The following is an 18,822-nucleotide window of genomic DNA, read 5'->3' on the forward strand; positions in this document are numbered from 1 at the left end:
GTCGTGCACGAGATGCTCCGGCGGCCGCTGGGCCGCAGCCGCCTCCAGGTCACCCCGATGGGTCTCGGGCTCGCCGCGCTCGGGCGTCCCGCGTACATCACGCTCGGGCGCGACGAGGATCTCGGGCCCGGCCGGGACGTCGCGGCGATGCGGGCGCGCACCTGGGAGGTGCTGGACGCCGCCTGGGCGGCCGGCGTGCGCTACTTCGACACCGCGCGCTCCTACGGACGCGCCGAGGAGTTCCTCGCGGGCTGGCTCGCCGACCGGGGCGTCCCCGCGCGGGAGGTCGTCGTCGGCTCCAAGTGGGGGTACGAGTACGTGGGCGGCTGGCGGATGGACGCCGATCGCCACGAGGTGAAGGATCTGTCGCCCGCGCGGCTGCGCCGCCAGCTCGGCGAGACGCTGGCGCTGCTCGGCGACCGCCTGTCGCTCTACCAGATCCACTCCGCCACGACCGGCAGCGGGGTGCTCGACGACGAGGACGTGCTCGGCGAGCTGCGTGCGCTGCGCGACCGGGGCGTCGCCGTCGGCCTGTCCACCACCGGGCCCGAACAGGCCGGCACGATCGACAAGGCGGTCGCGACGGGACTGTTCGACACCGTGCAGTCGACGTGGAACCTGCTGGAGCGTTCGGCGGGCGACGCCCTGGCCCGGGCGCACGCCGCCGGGCTGGGCATCATCGTCAAGGAGGGAGTGGCCAACGGCCGGCTGACGGCTCGCGGCGCGCCGCCCGCCCTGGCCCGCGCGGCCCGCGAGCGGGACGTCGCCCCGGACGCCCTCGCGCTGGCCGCCGTGCTCGCCCGCCCGTGGGCGGGCACCGTGCTGAGCGGCGCGGCCACGGCCGTCCAGCTCGGCGAGAACCTCGCCGCGCTCGACGTCGCCTGGGACGACGAGGCCGAGGAGACACTGGCCGGGCTGGCGGAGGACCCGGAGACCTACTGGGCCCGCCGCGCCGCCCTCCCCTGGAGCTGACCCGCGCGCCCTCCGTGCTCCCTCTAGGCCAGGTCGGCGAGGAGGGTGGTCAGGGCCGGGCCGAGCGGGGCGTCGAAGGTGATCAGCGCCTCGCCGTCGCCCCGGGTCGGCCCCTGGTTGATGATCGCGACGGGGATCGAGTGGGCGGCGGCATGCCGTACGAACCGATAACCGGACATCACGGTCAGCGATGACCCCAGGACCAGCAACAGGCCGGCCCGCTCGGTCAGCGCGTAACACTCCTGCACCCGCGACGGCGGGACGTTCTCGCCGAAGAACACCACGTCGGGTTTGAGCACGCCGCCGCAGCCCTCGCAGTCCACCGTACGGAACGTCTCGATCTCGGCGGTGGTCAGCACGGCGTCGCCGTCGGGATTGATCAGCGCGGTGCGGGAGTGCCAGCCGGGGTTCTCCGCCCGCAGCCGCCGGTCCAGTTCGTGGCGGGCGCCGCGGTGGCCGCAGCCGAGGCAGCGGACCCGGTGCAGGCTGCCGTGCAGTTCGATCACCCCGTGCGCGCCGGCCGCCTCGTGCAGGCCGTCCACGTTCTGCGTGATGATCCCGGAGACGAGCCCGCGGCGCTGCAGTTCGGCGACGGCGCGGTGACCGGCGTTGGGAGCGGCGTCGACGATGTGCCGCCAGCCGAGGTGGCTGCGGGCCCAGTAGCGCCGGCGAGCGGAGGCGCTGCTCACGAAGGTGTGGTAGGTCATCGGGTCGGCTCTGCGCCTGCGGCCGGTCTCGCCGCGGTAGTCCGGGATGCCGGACTCGGTGGACAGGCCCGCCCCGCTGAGCACCACCACGTCGCCGTCCGCCACCAGATCGGCCAGCATGCTCCACCGCTCGGCGGTCTGCCCGCTGGCCTGCTCGCTCGTCTGCTCGGCGGTCTGCTGGGTGGCTTGCGCCATCTGAAGCCGGTTCACCCCTCCATGGTGCCCGATCGGTCCCTCAGCCCGGCACGAGCCGTACGTCGAAGATCACTTCGACCTCGTCGCGCAGCCTGAGCGCGCCGAAGAACGCGGAGTAGGGGCGGATGCCCCACTCCGACTGCACGACGGTGGCCCGGCCGCGTGCCCGGCCGCCGGCGAGTGCTCCCTCGACCGCGACCGGCCGGGTGACGCCCGCGATGGTCAGGTCGCCCTCGACGCGGAACGCTTCGGGGTCGCCCTCGACCCGCGTCGACCGGAACGTGATCGTGGGATGCCGGTCCGGCATGAGGACCTTCTCCCGCATGTTCTTCTCGATCTCGACCCGGTCGGAGTCGGTGAGCGGCTTGACCCCGCCCAGGCCCTCCCTGACCCGCATCGAGGCCGTCTCGGCCTCCAGCGAGACCCGGGAGGCCGCTGGGTCGCCCGGCGTCACCACCGCCTCTCCCCGCCATCTGGTGACCTCGATCGTCAGGTCATGCCCGGCCTTCGCACCGAGACCGGCGCGGCCGGTGAGGACCAGCAGCCGCCCCGACCTGGGCCCCAGCGCGTACGTGCCCGCCTCGACGTCCATGACATCGGCATTCCCATGCTCTCGCCCGGCGATGTCGCCGCAGGTCACGGGACTCGGTGTGGGGGTCTGCGCAGCGGCGACGCCTTTACGTTGTAGATTTTTCACGCCTCATCGTTTTCCCTCCGGGAGCCGTACGACCGCGACCGGGCAGTGCGCGCGGTGCAGCACGGCGTGGCTGACCGAGCCGAGCAGCGCGCCGCGCACACCGCCCAGCCCCCTCGACCCGACGACGACGAGGTCGGCGACGAGCGACGCCTCCGCGAGTGCGGGGACCGGGTGCCCGAAGACCGCCGACTCGACGAGCGGGACGTCCGGGTGCTTCTCGCGCCACGGCGCCAGCCGCAGCCGGGCCGAGCGCGACTCCTCGTCGAAGACCTCGTGCATCGTCGCGGTGTAGCCGGTGGCGAAGGGAGAGAAGATCGGCGCCTCCCACGCGTACACGGCGTGCACCCGGGCCCGGCGCGCCCGCGCCTCCTCGAAGGCGAACTCCAGCGCGGCCTCCGAGTGAGGCGATCCGTCGAAACCGACGACGACCTCGTGATACTCGTCGCGGTGCGGTCTGCGTACGACCACGACGGGGCCCGGGGCGTGCCCGGTGAGGCCGAGGCCGACCGACCCGAGGACCAGGCCGGAGAAGCCGCCCGCCCCCCGGCTGCCGACCACGAGCGCGTCGGCCCCGGCCGACGCGGCGCGCAACGTCTCCACGACCGTCCCCTCGGCGAGCTCCGTCGTCACCTCCAGGTCGGGGGCGACCTGGTGCGCCCGCTCGGCGGCCGCGGCGAGCACCCCTTCGCAGAACTCGCCGTACGAGTCGGCGAACCCCTCCACGGCGTGGAACGGGTACTGGTGCGCCCACGGCTCGCGTACATGGACGATCCGCAGCGCGGCTCCCCTGCGCCGCGCGTCGTCCGCCGCCCACTCCAGCGCCGCCGTCGCGGGCTTCGATCCGTCGACGGCGGCGACGACCAGTCCGGTCATGGTCCGTTTCCTCCCTGTGCTCAGCGGCTCGCGGTGTTCGCGGATGGTGTGCGGCTCGCGGCGCGCGGACACCGCTCCCGCCGACCATCGCACCGTGTCCGCTGCCCGCCGCGCAGCAGTCGAAAGTCCCTTCACCCCGGGACTTCCGCCGCCTGCCGTGCCTCCTGGGCGGTGGGGCCGCCCGACATCGCGAACTCGATGGATCGAGAGCCTTTCGGCGGGCATGCTCTCTGTCAGGAAACGTCTCTGGCGGGAGCGAGCATCGTGCCTGGCGGAATGCCGTGTGGTGACAGGACTGACGCAACTCACCGGTCGCGGAGCGGAGCGCGCCCGGCCGCGCCCGTGCCCGGCCCTGCACTGCCCGGCCCTGCGCCGGCCTCTGGCCGGATTCTCCACCGTCCACCTGCCGCTGGCGGGGTCATGTCCGGCCCGCCGTCCGCACCCTGCCGGATCCGCCGTCGGCCGCCCGCCGTACTGGCCGCGGCACTGGCCGCGCTCGGGTTCCTCGCGGCGGCGTGCGGGACGGGCTCCGGGTCGTCCCCCTCCGCCACGTTCGCCGCCGCGTCCTCGGGGCCGTCGTCCGGCTCGTCCTTCGCAGAGCCATCGGCGACCGTGACCGGCATACCGGCTCCCTCCCCCGTCCCCGGCACCCCCCTGGTGGCAGGGCGCTACCAGCCGCTGTGGCCGTTCACCGACGAGGAGCAGGTGCGCGACTGGCAGGAGGGCTACCGGGCCGGCGGGCACCAGCCCTGGCATCTTGACGCCGGACAGACCGCACTGGCCTTCACCCAGGGATACCTGGGCTTCAAGGGCATCGACCAACTGGTCGACAGCAAGGTCGACGGCGTGCACGCCCGCGTCTCCGTCGGCATCCGCGGCGAGGGCGGCGGTCGCCCCGGCATCGCCGCCGTCATCCACCTGGTGAAGTTCGGCACCGGTGCGGACGCCCCCTGGGAGGTGGTGGGCACGGACGACACCACCTTCTCCCTCACCGCTCCCCGGTACGGCAGCTCGGTTTCCTCGCCCGTGAAGGCAGGCGGCAGGATCACCGGCGTGGACGAGAGCATCCGGCTACAGGCGCGCGTGCCCGGTGGCACGGGCCCGGTCGGCGAGCGCTGCTGCGTCTCGGCGGGGGGCGAGAACCGCCCGTGGTCCGCCACTCTCGACTTCCGTGCCACCCCGGGTCAGACGGTCACCATCGTGGCGAGCACCGGCGGTCACATCGCCGACGTCGAACGGTTCGCCGTGACCGGCGTGCGCGCCGCCCCGCGCTAGGCTCCCCGTTCTCCTCCGCCACGGTCGGGTGAACACAGGCGGGCGGAAACAGACGGACGACCACAGGCGCCTTCCGCCTGTGGTCGTCCGCTCGCACTGCCCGCGTACGGGCCGGGCCGCCGGTTCCGGTGCCCGCTTTTCGCGGCGGGCACCGGAAGTGGTCGGCGACCGGTCAGGTCACATCGCGTTGGCCGCACCGGGGGTGGGCACGTTGCTGGTGACGAAATCGCGGCAGAGACTGTCGGTGTCGTTTCCGTTGGGCCGGCGGGCGTTGCTCCGTCCGGCGCCGGCGGCCGCTCCCGCCACCACCGCGATGCAGCCGCCCCCGCCCTGGTCACCTTCCAGGACGGCGAGCTCGGGGCTGGTGATGGTCCCGTTGCCGCTCGAACTGCTCTGCTGGGAGCCGTAGACGATGGCGTCGACGACCACCTCGCCGGAGGCGTCCCGCAGCGCGATCGAACCGGCGCTGGTGGACAGGGCGCCGCCGAACCACTGGTCGGGCGCCGGCTGCCCCTGGTAGCCGGTCGTCGTGACCAGAGGATTGACCACGGCCGCGCCGATCTCGTGGTCGTTGTCGAGCGGACGGTCGAGGGTGATGCCGCCGCCGAGCGCCTGCACGGCCACGCCGCTCGTGTGCGGCTCCTTCGTCCGCGGCGAGAAGCTGATGCCCGTCCCGCGGTCGGACACGTCCACGCCCTGCTCGTGGGCGAGCCGCAGCGGGGCGGCGAGGTCGACGCCCGTACCGTTCGCGCCGGTGGTGCCGACGGCGGCGACCGTGACCTCCTCCTTGTTCTCGCCCGTGTCCACCGTCAGGGTGTCACCGGCCGTCATGTTGGCGTCGGCCGCGACCTTGATGTTGGTCGCGCCCGCGGGCGCCGCCGCCGACAGCGTCGTCTGCGTGGACGCCTTGCCGACCGCGGTGACCGTGGCAGGCTCGTAGTTCTCGCCCGAGTCGATGCTGATCCGGTCGCCGACCGCGAAGCCGTTCGCGTTCGTGACCGGCACGTTGGACGAGCCGCGGGGGATCGTGAGCCACGGCCCCGTGGAGACGGGGATGAACAGCGTCGTCGCCGCGGTCGCCGCGGTCCCGACCTGCTGGATCGTCCGGGTCTCCCGCTCGGAGCCGGTGCCGATCTCGATCTGCTGGCCGGCCGTGAAGCCGGTCGTGCTCCTGACATTGAGGGTGGTCGCACCCTTGCTCACCGGAGCCGCCACTCCCGAGCCGGACAGGCCGAGCAGGTAGTAGTCGCCGCTCGCGAGCTTCGTCCCGGCCGGGATCCGTGCCAGGGTGGTGGCGGCCGCACCACTCGGGGTGTTGGTCAGGGTCCAGCCGGAGAGGTCGGCCTCGCTGCCCGAGGCGTTGTAGAGCTCGACGAACTGGTCGGTCGAGTTGCCGCTGGTGCGGAAGCGGACCTCGTTGATCCTGATCGGGAGGGCGTTCCGCACCGCCTGGGTGATCTCCGTGGACTGCCTGTTCCGGCCGGCGGAGTTGACGTGCTTGGCCTCGCCGGCCAGGAAGCCGGCGCCGGGTTCCGCCGGCGAGGTGACCGTGAAGGTGGCCTGCACGGTCTCACCCGGCTCGACCCGGGCGAACGTCGCGGACGTGTCGTTGGTGCCCCTGACCCGGACGGTCCACTTCCTGGGCCCGGCCAGGCCGAGGTTGACGTTCAGCGCGGCCTCCCCCGTGGTGTTCGTGAACGTCTCGGTGACGTCCTGTGACGAGTTCGGGGTGAAGGTCGTCGTCCGCGACAGGGCCACCCGCTGCACGTCGTATCTGGCGGCCACGATGTTGGCCTGCACCGCGTCCGTCGTGGCCTCCGACGGATAGCCCGTCGTCATCACGCCCTCGTAGAACGTGCCGGACGAGCCGTTGCCGTTGTCACCCCCGGTGCCCAGGAGGACGGCGCCCTTCTTGTGCATGGGGTAGTAGCCGGCGTTGGTCAGCGAACCGGGGCGGATTCCGCTGTAGTAGGTCGTCAGCGGGCCCTCCTGCGCGTTGCCGCCGCGCAGGTCCCACTGGTTCCCGCCGCCGCCGTCGACGACGGCGGTGACGAACCGCCAGGAGTCGATGGTCGGGTCGGCCGGGTTCTGCTTCGCGTTGTACCCGGAGAACAGGCCCGCCTCCATGTCGGCCATGATCCACGGGCCGGGTCCGCTGCCGCTCCCCCACGCGGTGGCGGTGCCGAAGTAGGTCGTCTCCATGGTGCCGGTGCCGACGGCGCGGCCGTTCGTCGAGGAGTTGCCGTAGTCGAAGCAGCAGCCGCTGTCGTAGTGCTTGCCGTCGACGACGTAGTAGATGCCCTCCGGCTCGTCCCCCTTCGCGAGGCCGGTGGCGTTGTTGTTGCGATACCCCATGCCCGGCATGATGTAGGTGCCGTACACCCGGTGGCCGCCGAGCGTGATCGGCGCCATGTCCGCGATCGCGAGGGTGTCGAACGCGCCGGCTGCCGGACCCCGGAAGGTGCCGGGAGGCGCCTGGTAGAGGTGGTTGCCCTTGCCGGACTGGTCATAGATCGTGGTGATCAGGCAGATCGTGTCCTCGCAGAACGAGTCCTGCCTGTCGGCGTCGGCGTATCCGCCCGTGTCGGGGTACGCCCCGCCGGCGGGGGCGACGACCCCGATGTCCCTGACCCTGTTGTCCGACATCCTCCTGACCTGGTAGAGCGGGCCGTCGTAGGAGGCGTACAGCGCCCGGGTGGTGCTGTGGGCGGTCACGCAGGGGGTGTTGCCGGCGGCGTAGATGTCACACGGGCCCTGCGGCCTGACCGGCGGGGGCGCCGCCTGCGCCGTGGGCGCCATCGCGAACGTGCCGCCGGCCAGCGCCGCCGCGATCGCCGCGATCGCCGCGAAGGTCTTCCGGCGTGTGGGCCCGATGGGGGGTTTCGACATGTTGGAACGTTCCTCCATGCATCCTGCTCGGATCACATCCGATGTTAACGCTAACAATGTTTGCGCTAACATCGTTGACTGCCATAGACGAGGGAATGGGATCGGGGCTGATTTCCCGACTATGACACCGGGCAAAAGTTACGTCAAGGTTAAAGGCGTCGCTTTCGGTCGGTCCGTTTCCCCTCGGCCATTCCGTACGGAATCAGTGACCTCGGCGGATCCAGTCGTCCAGATGGGGCTGCTCGGCGCCGATGGTCGTGCTGTCGCCGTGGCCGGTGTGCACGACGGTCTCGGGCGGCAGAGTCAGCAGGCGGTCGCGGATCGACCCGATGATGACCCCGAAGTCGGAGAACGAGCGCCCGGTGGCTCCGGGGCCGCCCTGGAAGAGGGTGTCGCCGGTGAAGAGGACCCCCAGGTCCGGCGCGTGGAAACAGCACGCGCCGGGGGCGTGGCCCGGTGTGTGCAGCACTTCGAGCCGGGTCCCGGCGACCTCGATGATCTGCCCGTCGGACAGGGCGCCGCCGGGCTCCCGGTCAGGGTGGGTGAGCCGCCAGAGCGGCAGGTCGGCCGGGTGCAGCAGGACGGGCGCCCCGGTCGCGTCGGCCAGTTCCGGAGCGACCCGGACATGGTCGTCGTGCGCGTGGGTGGCCAGGATCGCCAGGACCCGCCGGCCGGCGACCAGGTCGGTGATCGCCTTGACGTCGTGGGGCGCGTCGAACACCACGCATTCGGCGTCGTCGCCGAGCACCCACACGTTGTTGTCGACGTCGAAGGTCTGGCCGTCCAGGCTGAACGTGCCCGAGGTGACGGCATGGTCGATACGGGCACTCACGAGAAGATCACCACCGAGTTGCGCATGGCCCCCATTGTGCAACAGCGCGGGACGTCAGTCCGCCCGCGACGACGGCTTGGGCGGGAGCACCGGCTCCAGCCGGAACAGGCCCGCGGAGGAGTCCGCGTCCTGCACGACCACGCGCCTGCCCGCCACCGCCGCCAGCAGGTCGGTCACGGTCACGATGCCCTTCAGCATTCCGGAGGCCCCGATGACGGGCACCACGTCCACCTCCGACTCCAGCATGGCGGCCGCCACCCCGGGCAGCGGCTCGTCCGGCGGCACGTGCGGGCACCTGCGCCCCCCGAGCAGTTGCCGCACCTGGGCGCTCGACTGCTCGGCCGGGCCGCCGGACCAGTGAGCGGCGATGTCCTCCCGGGTGAGCACGCCGATGATGTGGGACCCGGAGTCCACGACGGGCAGATGGTGCATCGACCCGCGGCGCATGAGCTCCCAGGCCATGAGCGGCGACTCGTCCGGCTTCACGGTCACCAGCACGCGGCTCATCACGTCGGCGGCGGTCATGGCTTCCACAGTCATCGTCGTCCACCTCCCGCGGCGCCGCACCCGGCTCTCTGCGGGGCACGCGCGTCCGCCACTCCATTGGACCACCGGACGCGGCCCGGCACAGGTGCCGAACGTCCCGACCTGCGGGGACCTGCGGCCCGGCGACTCCGGCGCCACCCGGGAAGGATGAAGGAACCAGGACGTACGAGAGGGAGGTGGCCATGCTCGCCGGTGAGGTCATGAGCAGCCCGGCGATCACGCTGGGCCGGGGTGACACGGTCCGACGGGCGATCCGGGTGCTGTACGACCACGACATCACGGCCGCTCCCGTGCTGGGGGACCACGGCGAGCTGGTCGGAATGGTCAGCGAGATCGACCTGCTGTGCGGCGCCTTCACACCCGGCGTGTCCGCGCCGGCCACGGTGGCGGACGTCATGTCACGGCAGGTCAGCACGGTCGAGGAGACCACCGACACGGCGGTGCTGACCGACCTGATGATCGCCAGGAGGATCAAGAGCGTTCCGGTGCTGCGGGACGAGCGGGTCGTCGGGATCGTCAGCCGCCGGGACCTCATGGCGCTGCTGGCCAGGTCGGACGCCGAGCTCCGCGACGCGGTCCTCGCCGCGCTCCGCGAGCGCTACCCCTCCGAGACCTGGGAGGTGAGCGTGCGGAACGGGGAGATCGACCTGCGCGGCCCCGAGGGTCAGGGGCCCGAGCACGTGGCCGACCTGCTGGAGCGGGCGGCTCCCGGGATACGACCGGCCCGCCGCTGACACCGGCGGTGTGTGCCGTCAGGCGGCGTGCCGTACGACGGCCACGGGGCAGCGGGCGTGTTCGAGCATGGCCCGGCTCACCGAGCCGAGCACGGCCGCGGTGAGGGCGTTCCTGCCGTGGGAGCCGACGACGAGCAGGGCGGCCCGGGCCGAGGCGTCGACGAGCGCGGCGACCGGGTGGCCGCGGACCATGTCGAGTTCGGTCTCGACGTCGGCGAACCTGTCCCGCCACGCGGTCAGCAGGCGCCGCGCCCGGTCCTCCCGGATCCGCCCGATCTCGTCGGGGTCCACGGCGATCCTGGGCCCGGAGGAGATCGGCGGCTCCCAGGCGCAGACGACCCTGAGCCGGTGCCCGCTCAGCCGGGCCTCCTCGAAGGCGTACGCGAGCGCGGGCGTCGCCGCGTGCGAACCGTCGAATCCGGCCACGATCTCCGCGCCCGCGCCGGGAGGCGCCGGGCGTACGACGACGACCGGCACGTCCACGTGACCGGCGAGCCGGCCGCCGACCGGCCCGTGGCCGCCCAGCACCAGTTCGGCGGCGCGGCAGGCCTGCTCCCGCAGCACGCGGCCGGGCCGCCCGTCGGCCAGTTCCGTGGTCACCTCCAGGCCGGGCCACCGGTCCCGGGCGATCTTCTCGGCGTGGTCGAGCACCTGCCGGCCGGACGGGATCATCCGGTCATAGCAGTCGGGAATCGGATAGCGGGGGGTGTCGTACGGCAGGCGGTCGGCGGCGTGGACCACCCGCAGGGGCAGGCCCCGCCGGTGGGCCTCGTCGGCCGCCCACTCCACGGCCAGGGCGGCGTGGGCCGTGCCGTCGGTGCCCGCCACGATCGGGCGGTCGGCGAAACTAGTCCTCATCAGTTGCCTCTCCAGGTGGCGGTAGCGGGACGCTCCAGCTCAGGCAGGTGCCCCCGGCCGGGCCACGCCCGGCCGTGCAGCTCCCGCCCAGGGCCTCGGCCCGTTCCCGCAGGTTGAGCAGGCCGCTGCGGCGGCCCTGGGCCGGGATGCCGATCCCGTCGTCCTCCATCGACAGCGTCAGGCGGTCGCCGTCCACGCGGACGCTCACCGTGGTGCGGGTCGCGCGGGCGTGCCGGACGACGTTCGACAGGCCCTCGCGCACCACCGCCAGCAGGTGCTCGCCGATGCCGTCGGGGACGCGGGTGTCGAGCCCGCCGTCCAGCCGCAGGGCGGGCAGGAAGCCGAGCTGCGCCCGCGCGCTCTCGACCAGCGCGACGAGCCGGGCGCGGAGCCCGGGATCACCGGCGGGGGTCTGCAGCGCGAAGATCGTGGAGCGGATCTCCCGGATCGTGCCGTCGAGCTCGTCGATCGCGTACCGCAGGCGGGCGGACGTCTCCGGGCGCTCGACCAGCCGCGCGGCGCCCGTCAGGGTCATCGCGATCGCGAACAGCCGCTGGATGACCACGTCGTGCAGGTCCCTGGCGATGCGGTCGCGGTCTTCGAGCAGGCCGAGCCGCTCGGCGTCCTTGCGCGCCTCGGCCAGTTCCAGCGCGACCGCCGCGTGCCCGGCGAACGCGTGGAGCATGCACATCTCCGACCGGCTGAACGGGATGCGGCCGGGCCGCCGGCCGAGCCACAGCACCCCGCGTACGGCCCCCGGGGCGCCCAGCGGCACGGCGCACACCGGCCCCTCGTCCTCATCGGCGGCGTCCGCCGCCATGCGGGGCTCGGCCAGGGTGAAGGCCTGCCCGGCGAGCGTGCCGTCGACGGGGATCCGGCGCGCCGCCGCGCAGGTCTCGGCGAGAGCGCCGTCGGCGATCGCGACCCGGAGCGTGCGCCCGCCGGTGTCCGGCAGCAGGATCGCCATGGTGTCGGCGCCGGCCATCTGCCGGGCGCGGCGGGCGATCAGCGTGAGCACGCGCGGCGTCTCGGCGCCGGACAGCAGGCTGGTCGTGATCTCGCCCGACGCCTGTAGCCAGGTCTCCCTGCGGCGGGTCTCCTCGTAGAGGCGGGCGTTCTCGATCGCCACCCCGGCGGCTCCCGCGAGGGCGACGACGATCGCCTCGTCGTCCGCGTCGAACTCCCCTCCCCCGCGCTTCTCGGTGAGGTAGAGGTTGCCGAACACCTCGCCCCGCACGCGTACGGGGACGCCGAGGAAGCCGCGCATGGGGGGATGGCCGGGCGGGAGGCCGTACGACTCGGGGTGCCGGGAGATGTCGGGCAGCCGCAGCGTCCGGGGCTCCTTGATCAGCAGGCCGAGCAGGCCCAGCCCGTGGGGCCAGTGCCCGATGCGGGCGATCTCCTCCTCACTCATCCCGACGGGCACGAACCGCGCCAGCGTGTTGTCCTCCCCGATCAGGCCGAGCGCGCCGTACCTGGCGTCGACCAGGGTGGTGGCGGTCTCGACGATGCGCCGCAGGACGGTTTCGAGATCGAGGTCCCCGCCCACCGAGACGACGGCCTCCAGCAGCGCCTGCACCCGGTCGCGCGTCACCAGGACCGCCTGCAGCCGCCCGTGCAGCTCGGTCAGCAGCTCGTCCAGGCGCGTCCGCGGGATCACGGCGGGATCACCGCGCTCACCCTCGTCCCCGCCGCAGCATGTGGGCCACACCTGAAAGTGTCGCAAACAAGGACAGTTCGGACATCGGCTCTTTACCAGGTCACGACGGGCTTCTTACCAGCGCCAGCCCTCGGCGGGCCCGATCGCCCGGAGATACTCGAAACAGGGGGTGGGTCATGCCGGCTGGACAGCGTGACGGGGTCATCCAGGTCGCCTGGCACGGAGCCGGCCGTTTCGACGTCCACATCCGCCGGCACGCCGTCCGGTCCGACCAGCCCAAGGATGTCGGCGGGAGCGACACCGGCCCCACGCCGGTCGAGCTGTTCGTGGGCGGGCTGGCCGCGGGCATCGCGCACTGCGCCGAACGCTTCCTGCGCCAGCGTCAGCTTCCGGCGGGAGTCGGCGTCACCGCGAGGTACGGCCTGGGCGTCTGCCCCGGGCGGATCGACCGCGTGGAGCTCTCGGTGGAGGCCCCCGGCCTCCCGGAGGGCCTGCGGGCCTCGCTCCTGTCGGTCCTGGAGCACTGCGCGCTCTACACCACGCTGCGCGTGCCGCCGCGGATCACCTTCGACGTCCGGCACGCCGCTCCCGGGACAGCCGTTCCCGCAGCTCACGAGCCGTACGGCGGACCGCGGCCAGGACGGGCGGGGTCATCGGCGCCCCCGGTGTGAAGTCGCCGCCCTCGATGCCGACGACGACGAGCTCGCCCGGCAGGCGGCCGAGGGCCCGGCCGAGGTCGACGGCGTCCACGAGGCCGAGCGAGTGGGTGCCGCCGTGCCATCCCGCCGCCGGGAGTGACGCCGGGAGGTCCGGCAGGCGGTGGTGCACGGTGCCGGGGGCCGCACCGGTGCGGACGGCGTCGACCACGATCGCCAGGGCGGCGCCCGACCATGCCTCGACCAGCGCGGCGGCGTCCCCGCAGGCCTCCACGGCGACGCCGGGCGGCGGCGCGTCGCCGAGCAGCCGGGCCACCGCCAGGCCCGCCGCGTCGTCGCCCCGCAGATCGCTGCCCAGGCCGACGACGACCGTGTCCCCCGTACTCACCCGCGCTCACCCGCGATCCAGGCGGAAGTCGAGGAAGTGGGCGGAACAGGAGATGCAGGGGTCGTGGTTCCGGATCGCCCTCTCGCACAGGGCGGCCAGCTCCGTCTCGGGCGGGTCGAGACCCGGGGCGAGGCGGGGCGCGAGCAGGTCACGTAGGTCTTCCTCGATGCGCGCCTGGTTCTGCGCGGTGGGCGGCACGATGTCGGCCTCCGCGACGAGGCCGTCCTCGTCCAGCCGGTAGCGGTGGTAGAGGGTGCCGCGCGGGGCCTCCGACGCACCGTGGCCGACGCCGGGACGCGGCTCGACCGGCACCGAGGGCCGGTCGGGCTCGGTGTAGCCGTCCAGGATCCGCAGCGCCTCGTCGCACGCGTGCACGATCTCCACGGCGCGTACGACGATGGCCCGGAACGGGTTGCGGCACACGGGCCCGAGGCCGGCGGCGGCGGCCGCCTCCCGCGCGAGCGGGGACAGCCGCGCCGCGTTGAGCGCGTAGCGGGCGAGGGCGCCGACGAGGTAGCCGCTCTCGCCGTCCAGCCGCGCGTGCAGCGCCGTCGAGTGGGGCACCTGTTCCTCGATCACGTGCTCCGGCCAGTCCTCGACCGCGAAGCCCTCGGGCGTGCCCCGCCCGTCTCCCGTCGCCACACCGCCGGAAAGAATCGCGTACTCCTCCGGATGGCTGAGGGCGAGGAACCGGTAGTCGTGCTCGACGTCGGGGAAGTCGAACCCGGCGACCCAGGCGACGGTGGCCAGGGCGTCGTCGCGGGCGCGGCGCAGGCGCTCGGCGACGGGGGCCAGCTCGGCCCGGGCGGGCACCCGGTAGAAGCCGCCGACCCTGACGTTCACGGGGTGGATGGGCCGCCCGCCGATGACCGCGATCAGCTCGTTTCCGGCCTTCTTCAGCGCGAGGCCGCGCTCGACCAGGTCACGACGGTCGGCGGCCAGCGCGATGCCGCTGTCGTAGCCGAGGAAGTCGGGCGCGTGCAGCAGGTAGACGTGCAGCGCGTGCGACTCGATCCACTCGCCGTAGTAGAGCAGCAGCCGCAGGTCCCGTAGCGGGCCCGTCACCTCCGCGCCACAGGCGGCCTCGATCGCCTGACAGGCGCTCATCTGGTACGCCACGGGACAGATGCCGCAGATCCTCGCGGTGATGTCGGGGGGCTCGGTGTGGCCGCGCCCGCGCAGCAGCGCCTCGAAGAACCGGGGTGGCTCGTAGATCCGCAGCTCCAGGCCGGTGATCCGGCCGTCCCGGGCGTGTACGACCAGCCCGCCCTCGCCCTCCACCCGGGTGAGGCCGCCGATCCGCACCGTCTTGTGGGTCACCCGTGCTCCTCGGCTTCCTCGGCCGCCCTCTGGAAGGGCTCGGTGGTGGCGTGGTAGGTCCGGTAGATCCGCACCAGTTCGGGGGTGCTCATCCCCAGCCCGCGCAGCCAGTGGTTCAGCCCGGCGGCGTTGGGGCTCTCCATCGGGCCGAAGCAGCCGTAGCAGCCCCGGTTGAAGGACGGGCACAGCGCGCCGCAGCCCGCCTGGGTGACCGGCCCGAGGCAGGGCGTGCCGTGCGCGACCATCACGCAGACGTTGCCCCTGGCCTTGCACTCCACGCAGACGCTGTGCGCGGGCACGACCGGCCGCCGCCCCGCCAGGAACGCGGAGATGACCTCCAGCAGCTGCCGCCGGTCGATCGGGCACCCGCGCAGCTCGAAGTCGACCGGCACGTGCGCCGATATCGGGGTCGAGCGGTCCAGGGTGGCGATGTAGTCGGGCCGGGCGTAGACGACGGAGGCGAACTCCTTCACGCCGGCGAAGTCGCGCAGCGCCTGGACGCCGCCCGCGGTGGCGCACGCGCCGATCGTGACCAGGCGCCTCGACACGCGCCGCACGTGCCTGATCCGCTCCAGGTCCTCGGGAGTGGTGATCGATCCCTCCACCAGCGACAGGTCGTACGGCCCGGGGCCGGGGGCGCTGGACGCCTCCAGGAAGTAGGCGATCTCCAGCCGGGCGGCCACCGACAGCAGTTCGTCCTCGCAGTCGAGCAGCGTGAGCTGGCACCCGTCGCAGGAGGCGAACTTCCAGACCGCGAGGCGCGGCGCCGGCTCGTCCATCACAGTTCCCATCACAGCTCCGCCACGGCGAGCATCGGCCCCGCCCGGTCGTAGCCCAGCACCGGCCCGTCCTCGCAGACGAACAGCGGGCCGAACTGGCAGTGGCCGCAGCGGACCACGGCGCACTTCATGTTGCGCTCCAGCGACAGCTCCACCCGTCCGGGGGCGACCCCGCGCCGCAGCAGCTCCTCCGCCGTCGCCCGCATCATCGCCTCGGGACCGCACACGAACGCGTGCGTACGGCGCGGCTCGAAGACGATCCGGTCGACGAGCCGGGTGACCAGGCCGACCGGGCCGTGCCACGCGTGGTCGGGATGGTCCACGATCACCTGGACGTCGGCGCCCTGCCGGGACCACCGGGCCAGCTCCCGGGGGTACATGAGCGTGGCGGGCGACCGCGCGCCGGCGATCACGCTGACCCGGCCGTACCTGTCGCGGCCGGCCAGCAGCGCCCGCACGACCGGCCGCAGCGGGGCGATGCCCAGGCCGCCCGCGGCGACGACGACGTCGAGGCCCGCCGCCGCGGGCACCCCCCAGCCGTGCCCGTACGGCCCGCGCACGCCGACCACCTCGCCGGGGCGCTTGCCGCACAGGGCGGCGCTGACCGCGCCCACCGCCCTGATCGTCTGGGCGTACCCGCCGGAGCGGGACCGGCCGCTGATCGACACCGGGATCTCCCCGACTCCGGGGGCGTACAGCATGGTGAACTGCCCGGGCAGGAACGGCGGGCAGTCCCCGCGGACCGGCTCCAGCGTCAGCGTCACCGTGTCGACCCGGTCCGGGCGGCGGGAGCGCACCCGATACAACACCGGTGTCATCGGGTGGGGAGTCGCAGCGTGGGAGATCACGGCAGGTTCGCCAGTTCCTCGGTCACGTCGATCCCCACCGGGCACCAGGTGATGCACCTGCCGCAGCCGACGCAGCCGGACATGCCGAACTGGTCGATCCAGGTGGAGAACTTGTGGGTCAGCCACTGGCGGTAGCGGCCGGGGTTGGAGCCTCGCACGGGCGTCCCGTTGACCTCCGAGAACCCCAGCGTGAAGCAGGAGTCCCAGCGCTCGACCCGTTCGGCCGTGCCGTCGGCGAGGGACGTGGAGTCCTCGACCGTGGTGCAGAAGCAGGTGGGGCAGACCATCGTGCAGTTGGCACAGGTGAGGCAGCGGGCGCCGACCTGCTGCCAGCGCGGCGAGTCGTGCGCCGAGAGCCGCTCCTGGATGCCCTCGGTCTCCACGTGGCGGCCCATGCGCCCGGCGGCCCTACGGGACACCTCCTCGGCGTCCGCCAGGTCGCGGGCCGAGGCGGGCGCCCGCGGCAGCGCCCTGACGATCTCCTCGCCCCGCTCGCTGCCGATCTCGACCAGGAACCGGTGCGGCGCGGCCAGCTCGGTGAGCGCGATGTCGTGGCCGGCCGTCACCTTGGGCCCGGTGCCCATCGAGACGCAGAAGCAGGTGCCGCCGGGCACCGCGCAGTTGACCGCGACCAGCAGCAGCGCCTCGCGCCGCAGCCGGTAGGCCGGGTCGGGGTGCCGGCCGCCGAGGAAGACCCGGTCCTGGACGCCGATCGCGGCCAGGTCGCAGGCCCGCACGCCGAGCAGGGCGATCCGGGGGGCCTCCTCCTCCGCCTCCTCGATCCGCTCGCCGCGCATGCGGAAGAGCGCCTGGCGGGGCGGCTGGGTGTACCGCTTGGCCGAGTCGGGGCTCGCCGCGAACGAGAAGATCATCTCGTCGCCGGTCTCCCGCAGCCGGTAACGGCCGGGTTCCTGGTCGTCGGTGACCCCCCGCGCCAGCCGACCGGCCGAGGCGATCTCCTCGAAGCGGATAGCGCCGTCGCGCACGACCGGGCCCACGACGGCGAAGCCCCGCGACCGCAACTCGGCGATCAGCGGTTCCAGCGATTCGATCACGACGGCGTCCATGGCGGCCCCCTCGCCGCTGCCTGTGAAGCTGCCTGTGATGCCCCTCGCACTCACAGTACGCCCGTCGTCCCGGCCGATGAAACGTTCATCCGCGTATCGGCGCTACGGCACGTACGGAGCCCGCGGCCATGACATTCCCCGCCGGACGTGATCACAATCCGGAGGGACGTTCATCGAATCAGCCGCCGGAGACCCCCGGCACGGCGAGAGGAGAGGGAATGGCACGGCGGTATCATGAAACCGGTTTCAACACGCGGGGCGCCTGGGTGGCCGCGGCGGCGCTGGCCGCCACCGCGGCCATGGGCGCGCCCGCCGCGCACGCGGACACGGCCTCCTGCTCGGTCAGCTTCCCGACCGTCCACAGCTTCCCCTCGGGTTTCGTGGCGGAGGGCAGAGTGGTCAACACCGGGACGACCACCCTGAACGGCTGGCGGCTTTACTGGACCTTCACCGGCGACGAGAAGCTCTTCTCCCTGCTGACCACGAAGTGGACCCAGACCGTGCGGACCGTCACCGCCACCAACGTGTCCTGGAACGGCACCATCGCGCCCGGGGGGAGTCTCTCCGTCACCGCCAACGGCTCCTCGACCGGCGGCACGTTCGGGATGACCGGTCTGACCTGCACGCCGCTGTAGCGTCCGAGGTCCCGCACAGCAGCCGTCAGGCCCGCGCGACGGCGGCCCGGTAGTCGTCGGCGATGCGGGCCGCGACGGCCAGCAGCGGGTCGACCAGGCGGGGCAGCTCGCGCACCCGCCGCGAGGACACCACGATCCCGACCGCCGCGACGGGCCGGTCTCCCGCATGCTCGCCCACCGGCACCGGCGCGGCGGCCGAGCACGAGCCGAGCGTCATCTCCTCATGGGTTGTGGCGTATCCCTGGGCGCGCACCTGAGCGAGCTCGCGGGCCAGCCGTCCCGGCTCGGTGATCGTGTGCGGCGTCGGCCGCTCCAGCGGCCGGGACAGGTAGGACGCCACAAACCATTCCGGTTCGTACGCCAGGAGGGCCTTGCCGACGCCGGTCGGGTGCATCGGCAGGCGGGAGCCGGTCCGCGACAGGATCGGCACGGCCCGCTTGCCGTACACCTTGTCGACGTAGAGGACCTCCAGCCCGTCCCGCACGGCCAGGTGGACGTTCTCGCCGGTCTCGCCGAACAGCTCCTGCAGCCAGGGGCGGGCCACCTCCTGCAGCGGGTCGGGGGCGAGCTGCCCCAGCTCCCACAGGCGGCGGCCGATCTGGAAGCGCCCGTCGGCGCCGCGGCGCAGGGCCCGCCACTCCTCCAGCTCCCCCGCCAGCCGGTGGACGGTGCTGAGCGCCAGGCCGGTGCGTCCGGCGATCTCCGTCAGCGTGAGCCGCGGATGCCGGGCGTCGAAGGCGCCGAGGATCGCCAGCGCCCGGGACATCACGGAACGCCCCGATTCGCGCGCGCCGCCGGCCATGTGACTCCTCATTGACGGCTTCCACTGATGACTTCCACTGGGCGGAAGCAAAGCCTACGCGGCACGGCGGGCGCCGCCGATGCTTGGGC

Annotated in this window: 19 protein-coding genes; 5 read left to right on the forward strand and 14 right to left on the reverse strand. The window is 73.2% G+C overall.

Annotation, left to right across the window (positions count from 1 at the left end; translation table 11 throughout):
* Window positions 1–12 precede the first annotated feature (12 nt).
* Window positions 13–972 carry an aldo/keto reductase gene (locus F5972_RS16420; RefSeq protein WP_150934550.1) on the forward strand — a complete coding sequence of 320 codons (960 nt, stop codon included), beginning with the start codon at window positions 13–15 and terminating at the stop codon, window positions 970–972.
* 23 nt (window positions 973–995) lie between these two features.
* Here the strand turns inward: F5972_RS16420 and F5972_RS16425 are convergent, their stop codons facing one another.
* The 3 genes from F5972_RS16425 to F5972_RS16435 form a co-directional block, all read right to left on the reverse strand.
* Window positions 996–1,889 (reverse strand): NAD-dependent protein deacetylase, encoded by an 894-nt coding sequence (locus F5972_RS16425; protein ID WP_225311540.1) that lies wholly within the window; start codon window positions 1,887–1,889, stop codon window positions 996–998.
* 25 nt (window positions 1,890–1,914) lie between these two features.
* Window positions 1,915–2,466, reverse strand: coding sequence for a YceI family protein (locus tag F5972_RS16430; RefSeq protein ID WP_150934340.1), 552 nt, complete (start codon window positions 2,464–2,466; stop codon window positions 1,915–1,917).
* Between the two features lie 108 nt (window positions 2,467–2,574).
* Window positions 2,575–3,444: a universal stress protein gene (locus F5972_RS16435; RefSeq protein ID WP_150934341.1), complete on the reverse strand. Its 870-nt coding sequence runs from the start codon at window positions 3,442–3,444 to the stop codon at window positions 2,575–2,577.
* A gap of 420 nt (window positions 3,445–3,864) precedes the next feature.
* Between F5972_RS16435 and F5972_RS16440 the strand changes: the two genes are divergently transcribed.
* Complete coding sequence (locus F5972_RS16440) at window positions 3,865–4,719, forward strand: hypothetical protein (RefSeq protein ID WP_150934342.1); 855 nt, start codon at window positions 3,865–3,867, stop codon at window positions 4,717–4,719.
* A 177-nt stretch (window positions 4,720–4,896) separates the two neighbouring features.
* Here the strand turns inward: F5972_RS16440 and F5972_RS16445 are convergent, their stop codons facing one another.
* The 3 genes from F5972_RS16445 to F5972_RS16455 form a co-directional block, all read right to left on the reverse strand.
* Window positions 4,897–7,608: an arabinofuranosidase catalytic domain-containing protein gene (locus F5972_RS16445; protein WP_150934343.1), complete on the reverse strand. Its 2,712-nt coding sequence runs from the start codon at window positions 7,606–7,608 to the stop codon at window positions 4,897–4,899.
* A gap of 202 nt (window positions 7,609–7,810) precedes the next feature.
* Window positions 7,811–8,440, reverse strand: coding sequence for an MBL fold metallo-hydrolase (locus F5972_RS16450; protein ID WP_150934344.1), 630 nt, complete (start codon window positions 8,438–8,440; stop codon window positions 7,811–7,813).
* Between the two features lie 54 nt (window positions 8,441–8,494).
* Window positions 8,495–8,980 carry a CBS domain-containing protein gene (locus F5972_RS16455; RefSeq protein ID WP_150934345.1) on the reverse strand — a complete coding sequence of 162 codons (486 nt, stop codon included), beginning with the start codon at window positions 8,978–8,980 and terminating at the stop codon, window positions 8,495–8,497.
* Window positions 8,981–9,168: 188 nt separating this feature from the next.
* Between F5972_RS16455 and F5972_RS16460 the strand changes: the two genes are divergently transcribed.
* A complete protein-coding gene (locus tag F5972_RS16460) occupies window positions 9,169–9,720 on the forward strand; it encodes a CBS domain-containing protein (protein ID WP_150934346.1) in 552 nt (183 codons plus the stop codon).
* An 18-nt stretch (window positions 9,721–9,738) separates the two neighbouring features.
* Here F5972_RS16460 and F5972_RS16465 read toward each other — a convergent pair whose 3' ends face one another.
* Complete coding sequence (locus F5972_RS16465) at window positions 9,739–10,578, reverse strand: universal stress protein (protein ID WP_150934347.1); 840 nt, start codon at window positions 10,576–10,578, stop codon at window positions 9,739–9,741.
* The gene (locus F5972_RS16470) at window positions 10,568–12,238 is read right to left on the reverse strand and encodes a sensor histidine kinase (RefSeq protein WP_318527594.1); all 1,671 of its coding nucleotides are present in this window, start codon (window positions 12,236–12,238) and stop codon (window positions 10,568–10,570) included. Before F5972_RS16470 ends, F5972_RS16465 begins: the two co-directional genes overlap by 11 nt.
* Window positions 12,239–12,414: 176 nt before the next feature.
* On the opposite strand from F5972_RS16470, the gene F5972_RS16475 reads away from it, so the two are divergent.
* Entirely contained in the window at window positions 12,415–12,909 is a 495-nt protein-coding gene (locus tag F5972_RS16475; RefSeq protein WP_191910158.1) for an OsmC family protein, read from the forward strand.
* Here the strand turns inward: F5972_RS16475 and F5972_RS16480 are convergent.
* The 5 genes from F5972_RS16480 to F5972_RS16500 are packed head-to-tail and all read right to left on the reverse strand — an operon-like array spanning window position 12,800 to window position 17,296.
* On the reverse strand, window positions 12,800–13,282 hold the full coding sequence (locus tag F5972_RS16480) for a hydrogenase maturation protease (RefSeq protein WP_150934349.1): 483 nt from the start codon (window positions 13,280–13,282) through the stop codon (window positions 12,800–12,802). The two genes, F5972_RS16475 and F5972_RS16480, sit on opposite strands and share 110 nt — an antisense overlap.
* Before the next feature lie 6 nt (window positions 13,283–13,288).
* Window positions 13,289–14,602 (reverse strand): Ni/Fe hydrogenase subunit alpha, encoded by a 1,314-nt coding sequence (locus tag F5972_RS16485; RefSeq protein WP_150934350.1) that lies wholly within the window; start codon window positions 14,600–14,602, stop codon window positions 13,289–13,291.
* Window positions 14,599–15,393, reverse strand: a complete 795-nt coding sequence (locus F5972_RS16490) for an NADH-quinone oxidoreductase subunit B family protein (RefSeq protein WP_225311541.1) — start codon at window positions 15,391–15,393, stop codon at window positions 14,599–14,601. Before F5972_RS16490 ends, F5972_RS16485 begins: the two co-directional genes overlap by 4 nt.
* The gene (locus tag F5972_RS16495) at window positions 15,393–16,199 is read right to left on the reverse strand and encodes an FAD/NAD(P)-binding protein (RefSeq protein ID WP_150934351.1); all 807 of its coding nucleotides are present in this window, start codon (window positions 16,197–16,199) and stop codon (window positions 15,393–15,395) included. The genes F5972_RS16490 and F5972_RS16495 overlap by 1 nt, the downstream gene beginning before the upstream one ends.
* Before the next feature lie 26 nt (window positions 16,200–16,225).
* The gene (locus tag F5972_RS16500; RefSeq protein ID WP_150934352.1) at window positions 16,226–17,296 is read right to left on the reverse strand and encodes a 4Fe-4S dicluster domain-containing protein; all 1,071 of its coding nucleotides are present in this window, start codon (window positions 17,294–17,296) and stop codon (window positions 16,226–16,228) included.
* A gap of 218 nt (window positions 17,297–17,514) precedes the next feature.
* Between F5972_RS16500 and F5972_RS16505 the strand changes: the two genes are divergently transcribed.
* Window positions 17,515–17,931, forward strand: coding sequence for a cellulose binding domain-containing protein (locus tag F5972_RS16505; protein ID WP_191910159.1), 417 nt, complete (start codon window positions 17,515–17,517; stop codon window positions 17,929–17,931).
* A 25-nt stretch (window positions 17,932–17,956) separates the two neighbouring features.
* Here F5972_RS16505 and F5972_RS16510 read toward each other — a convergent pair whose 3' ends face one another.
* Complete coding sequence (locus F5972_RS16510; RefSeq protein WP_150934354.1) at window positions 17,957–18,733, reverse strand: IclR family transcriptional regulator; 777 nt, start codon at window positions 18,731–18,733, stop codon at window positions 17,957–17,959.
* Between the last annotated feature and the right edge of the window lie 89 nt (window positions 18,734–18,822).

Origin of the sequence: Microbispora cellulosiformans (assembly GCF_008728085.1) — a bacterium.
GTDB classification, from domain to species: domain Bacteria; phylum Actinomycetota; class Actinomycetes; order Streptosporangiales; family Streptosporangiaceae; genus Microbispora; species Microbispora amethystogenes.

What these genes read in the sequence shown, in the direction of transcription:
- F5972_RS16435 (WP_150934341.1), bottom strand. Translation starts at nt 3,444, where the DNA reads ATGACCGGACTGGTCGTCGCCGCCGTCGACGGATCGAAGCCCGCGACG.
- F5972_RS16465 (WP_150934347.1), bottom strand. Translation starts at nt 10,578, where the DNA reads ATGAGGACTAGTTTCGCCGACCGCCCGATCGTGGCGGGCACCGACGGC.
- F5972_RS16510 (WP_150934354.1), bottom strand. Translation starts at nt 18,733, where the DNA reads ATGGCCGGCGGCGCGCGCGAATCGGGGCGTTCCGTGATGTCCCGGGCG.
- F5972_RS16475 (WP_191910158.1), top strand. Translation starts at nt 12,415, where the DNA reads ATGCCGGCTGGACAGCGTGACGGGGTCATCCAGGTCGCCTGGCACGGA.
- F5972_RS16420 (WP_150934550.1), top strand. Translation starts at nt 13, where the DNA reads ATGCTCCGGCGGCCGCTGGGCCGCAGCCGCCTCCAGGTCACCCCGATG.
- F5972_RS16495 (WP_150934351.1), bottom strand. Translation starts at nt 16,199, where the DNA reads ATGACACCGGTGTTGTATCGGGTGCGCTCCCGCCGCCCGGACCGGGTC.
- F5972_RS16490 (WP_225311541.1), bottom strand. Translation starts at nt 15,393, where the DNA reads ATGGGAACTGTGATGGACGAGCCGGCGCCGCGCCTCGCGGTCTGGAAG.
- F5972_RS16455 (WP_150934345.1), bottom strand. Translation starts at nt 8,980, where the DNA reads ATGACTGTGGAAGCCATGACCGCCGCCGACGTGATGAGCCGCGTGCTG.
- F5972_RS16430 (WP_150934340.1), bottom strand. Translation starts at nt 2,466, where the DNA reads ATGGACGTCGAGGCGGGCACGTACGCGCTGGGGCCCAGGTCGGGGCGG.
- F5972_RS16500 (WP_150934352.1), bottom strand. Translation starts at nt 17,296, where the DNA reads ATGGACGCCGTCGTGATCGAATCGCTGGAACCGCTGATCGCCGAGTTG.
- F5972_RS16440 (WP_150934342.1), top strand. Translation starts at nt 3,865, where the DNA reads ATGTCCGGCCCGCCGTCCGCACCCTGCCGGATCCGCCGTCGGCCGCCC.
- F5972_RS16445 (WP_150934343.1), bottom strand. Translation starts at nt 7,608, where the DNA reads ATGTCGAAACCCCCCATCGGGCCCACACGCCGGAAGACCTTCGCGGCG.
- F5972_RS16460 (WP_150934346.1), top strand. Translation starts at nt 9,169, where the DNA reads ATGCTCGCCGGTGAGGTCATGAGCAGCCCGGCGATCACGCTGGGCCGG.
- F5972_RS16505 (WP_191910159.1), top strand. Translation starts at nt 17,515, where the DNA reads ATGGCACGGCGGTATCATGAAACCGGTTTCAACACGCGGGGCGCCTGG.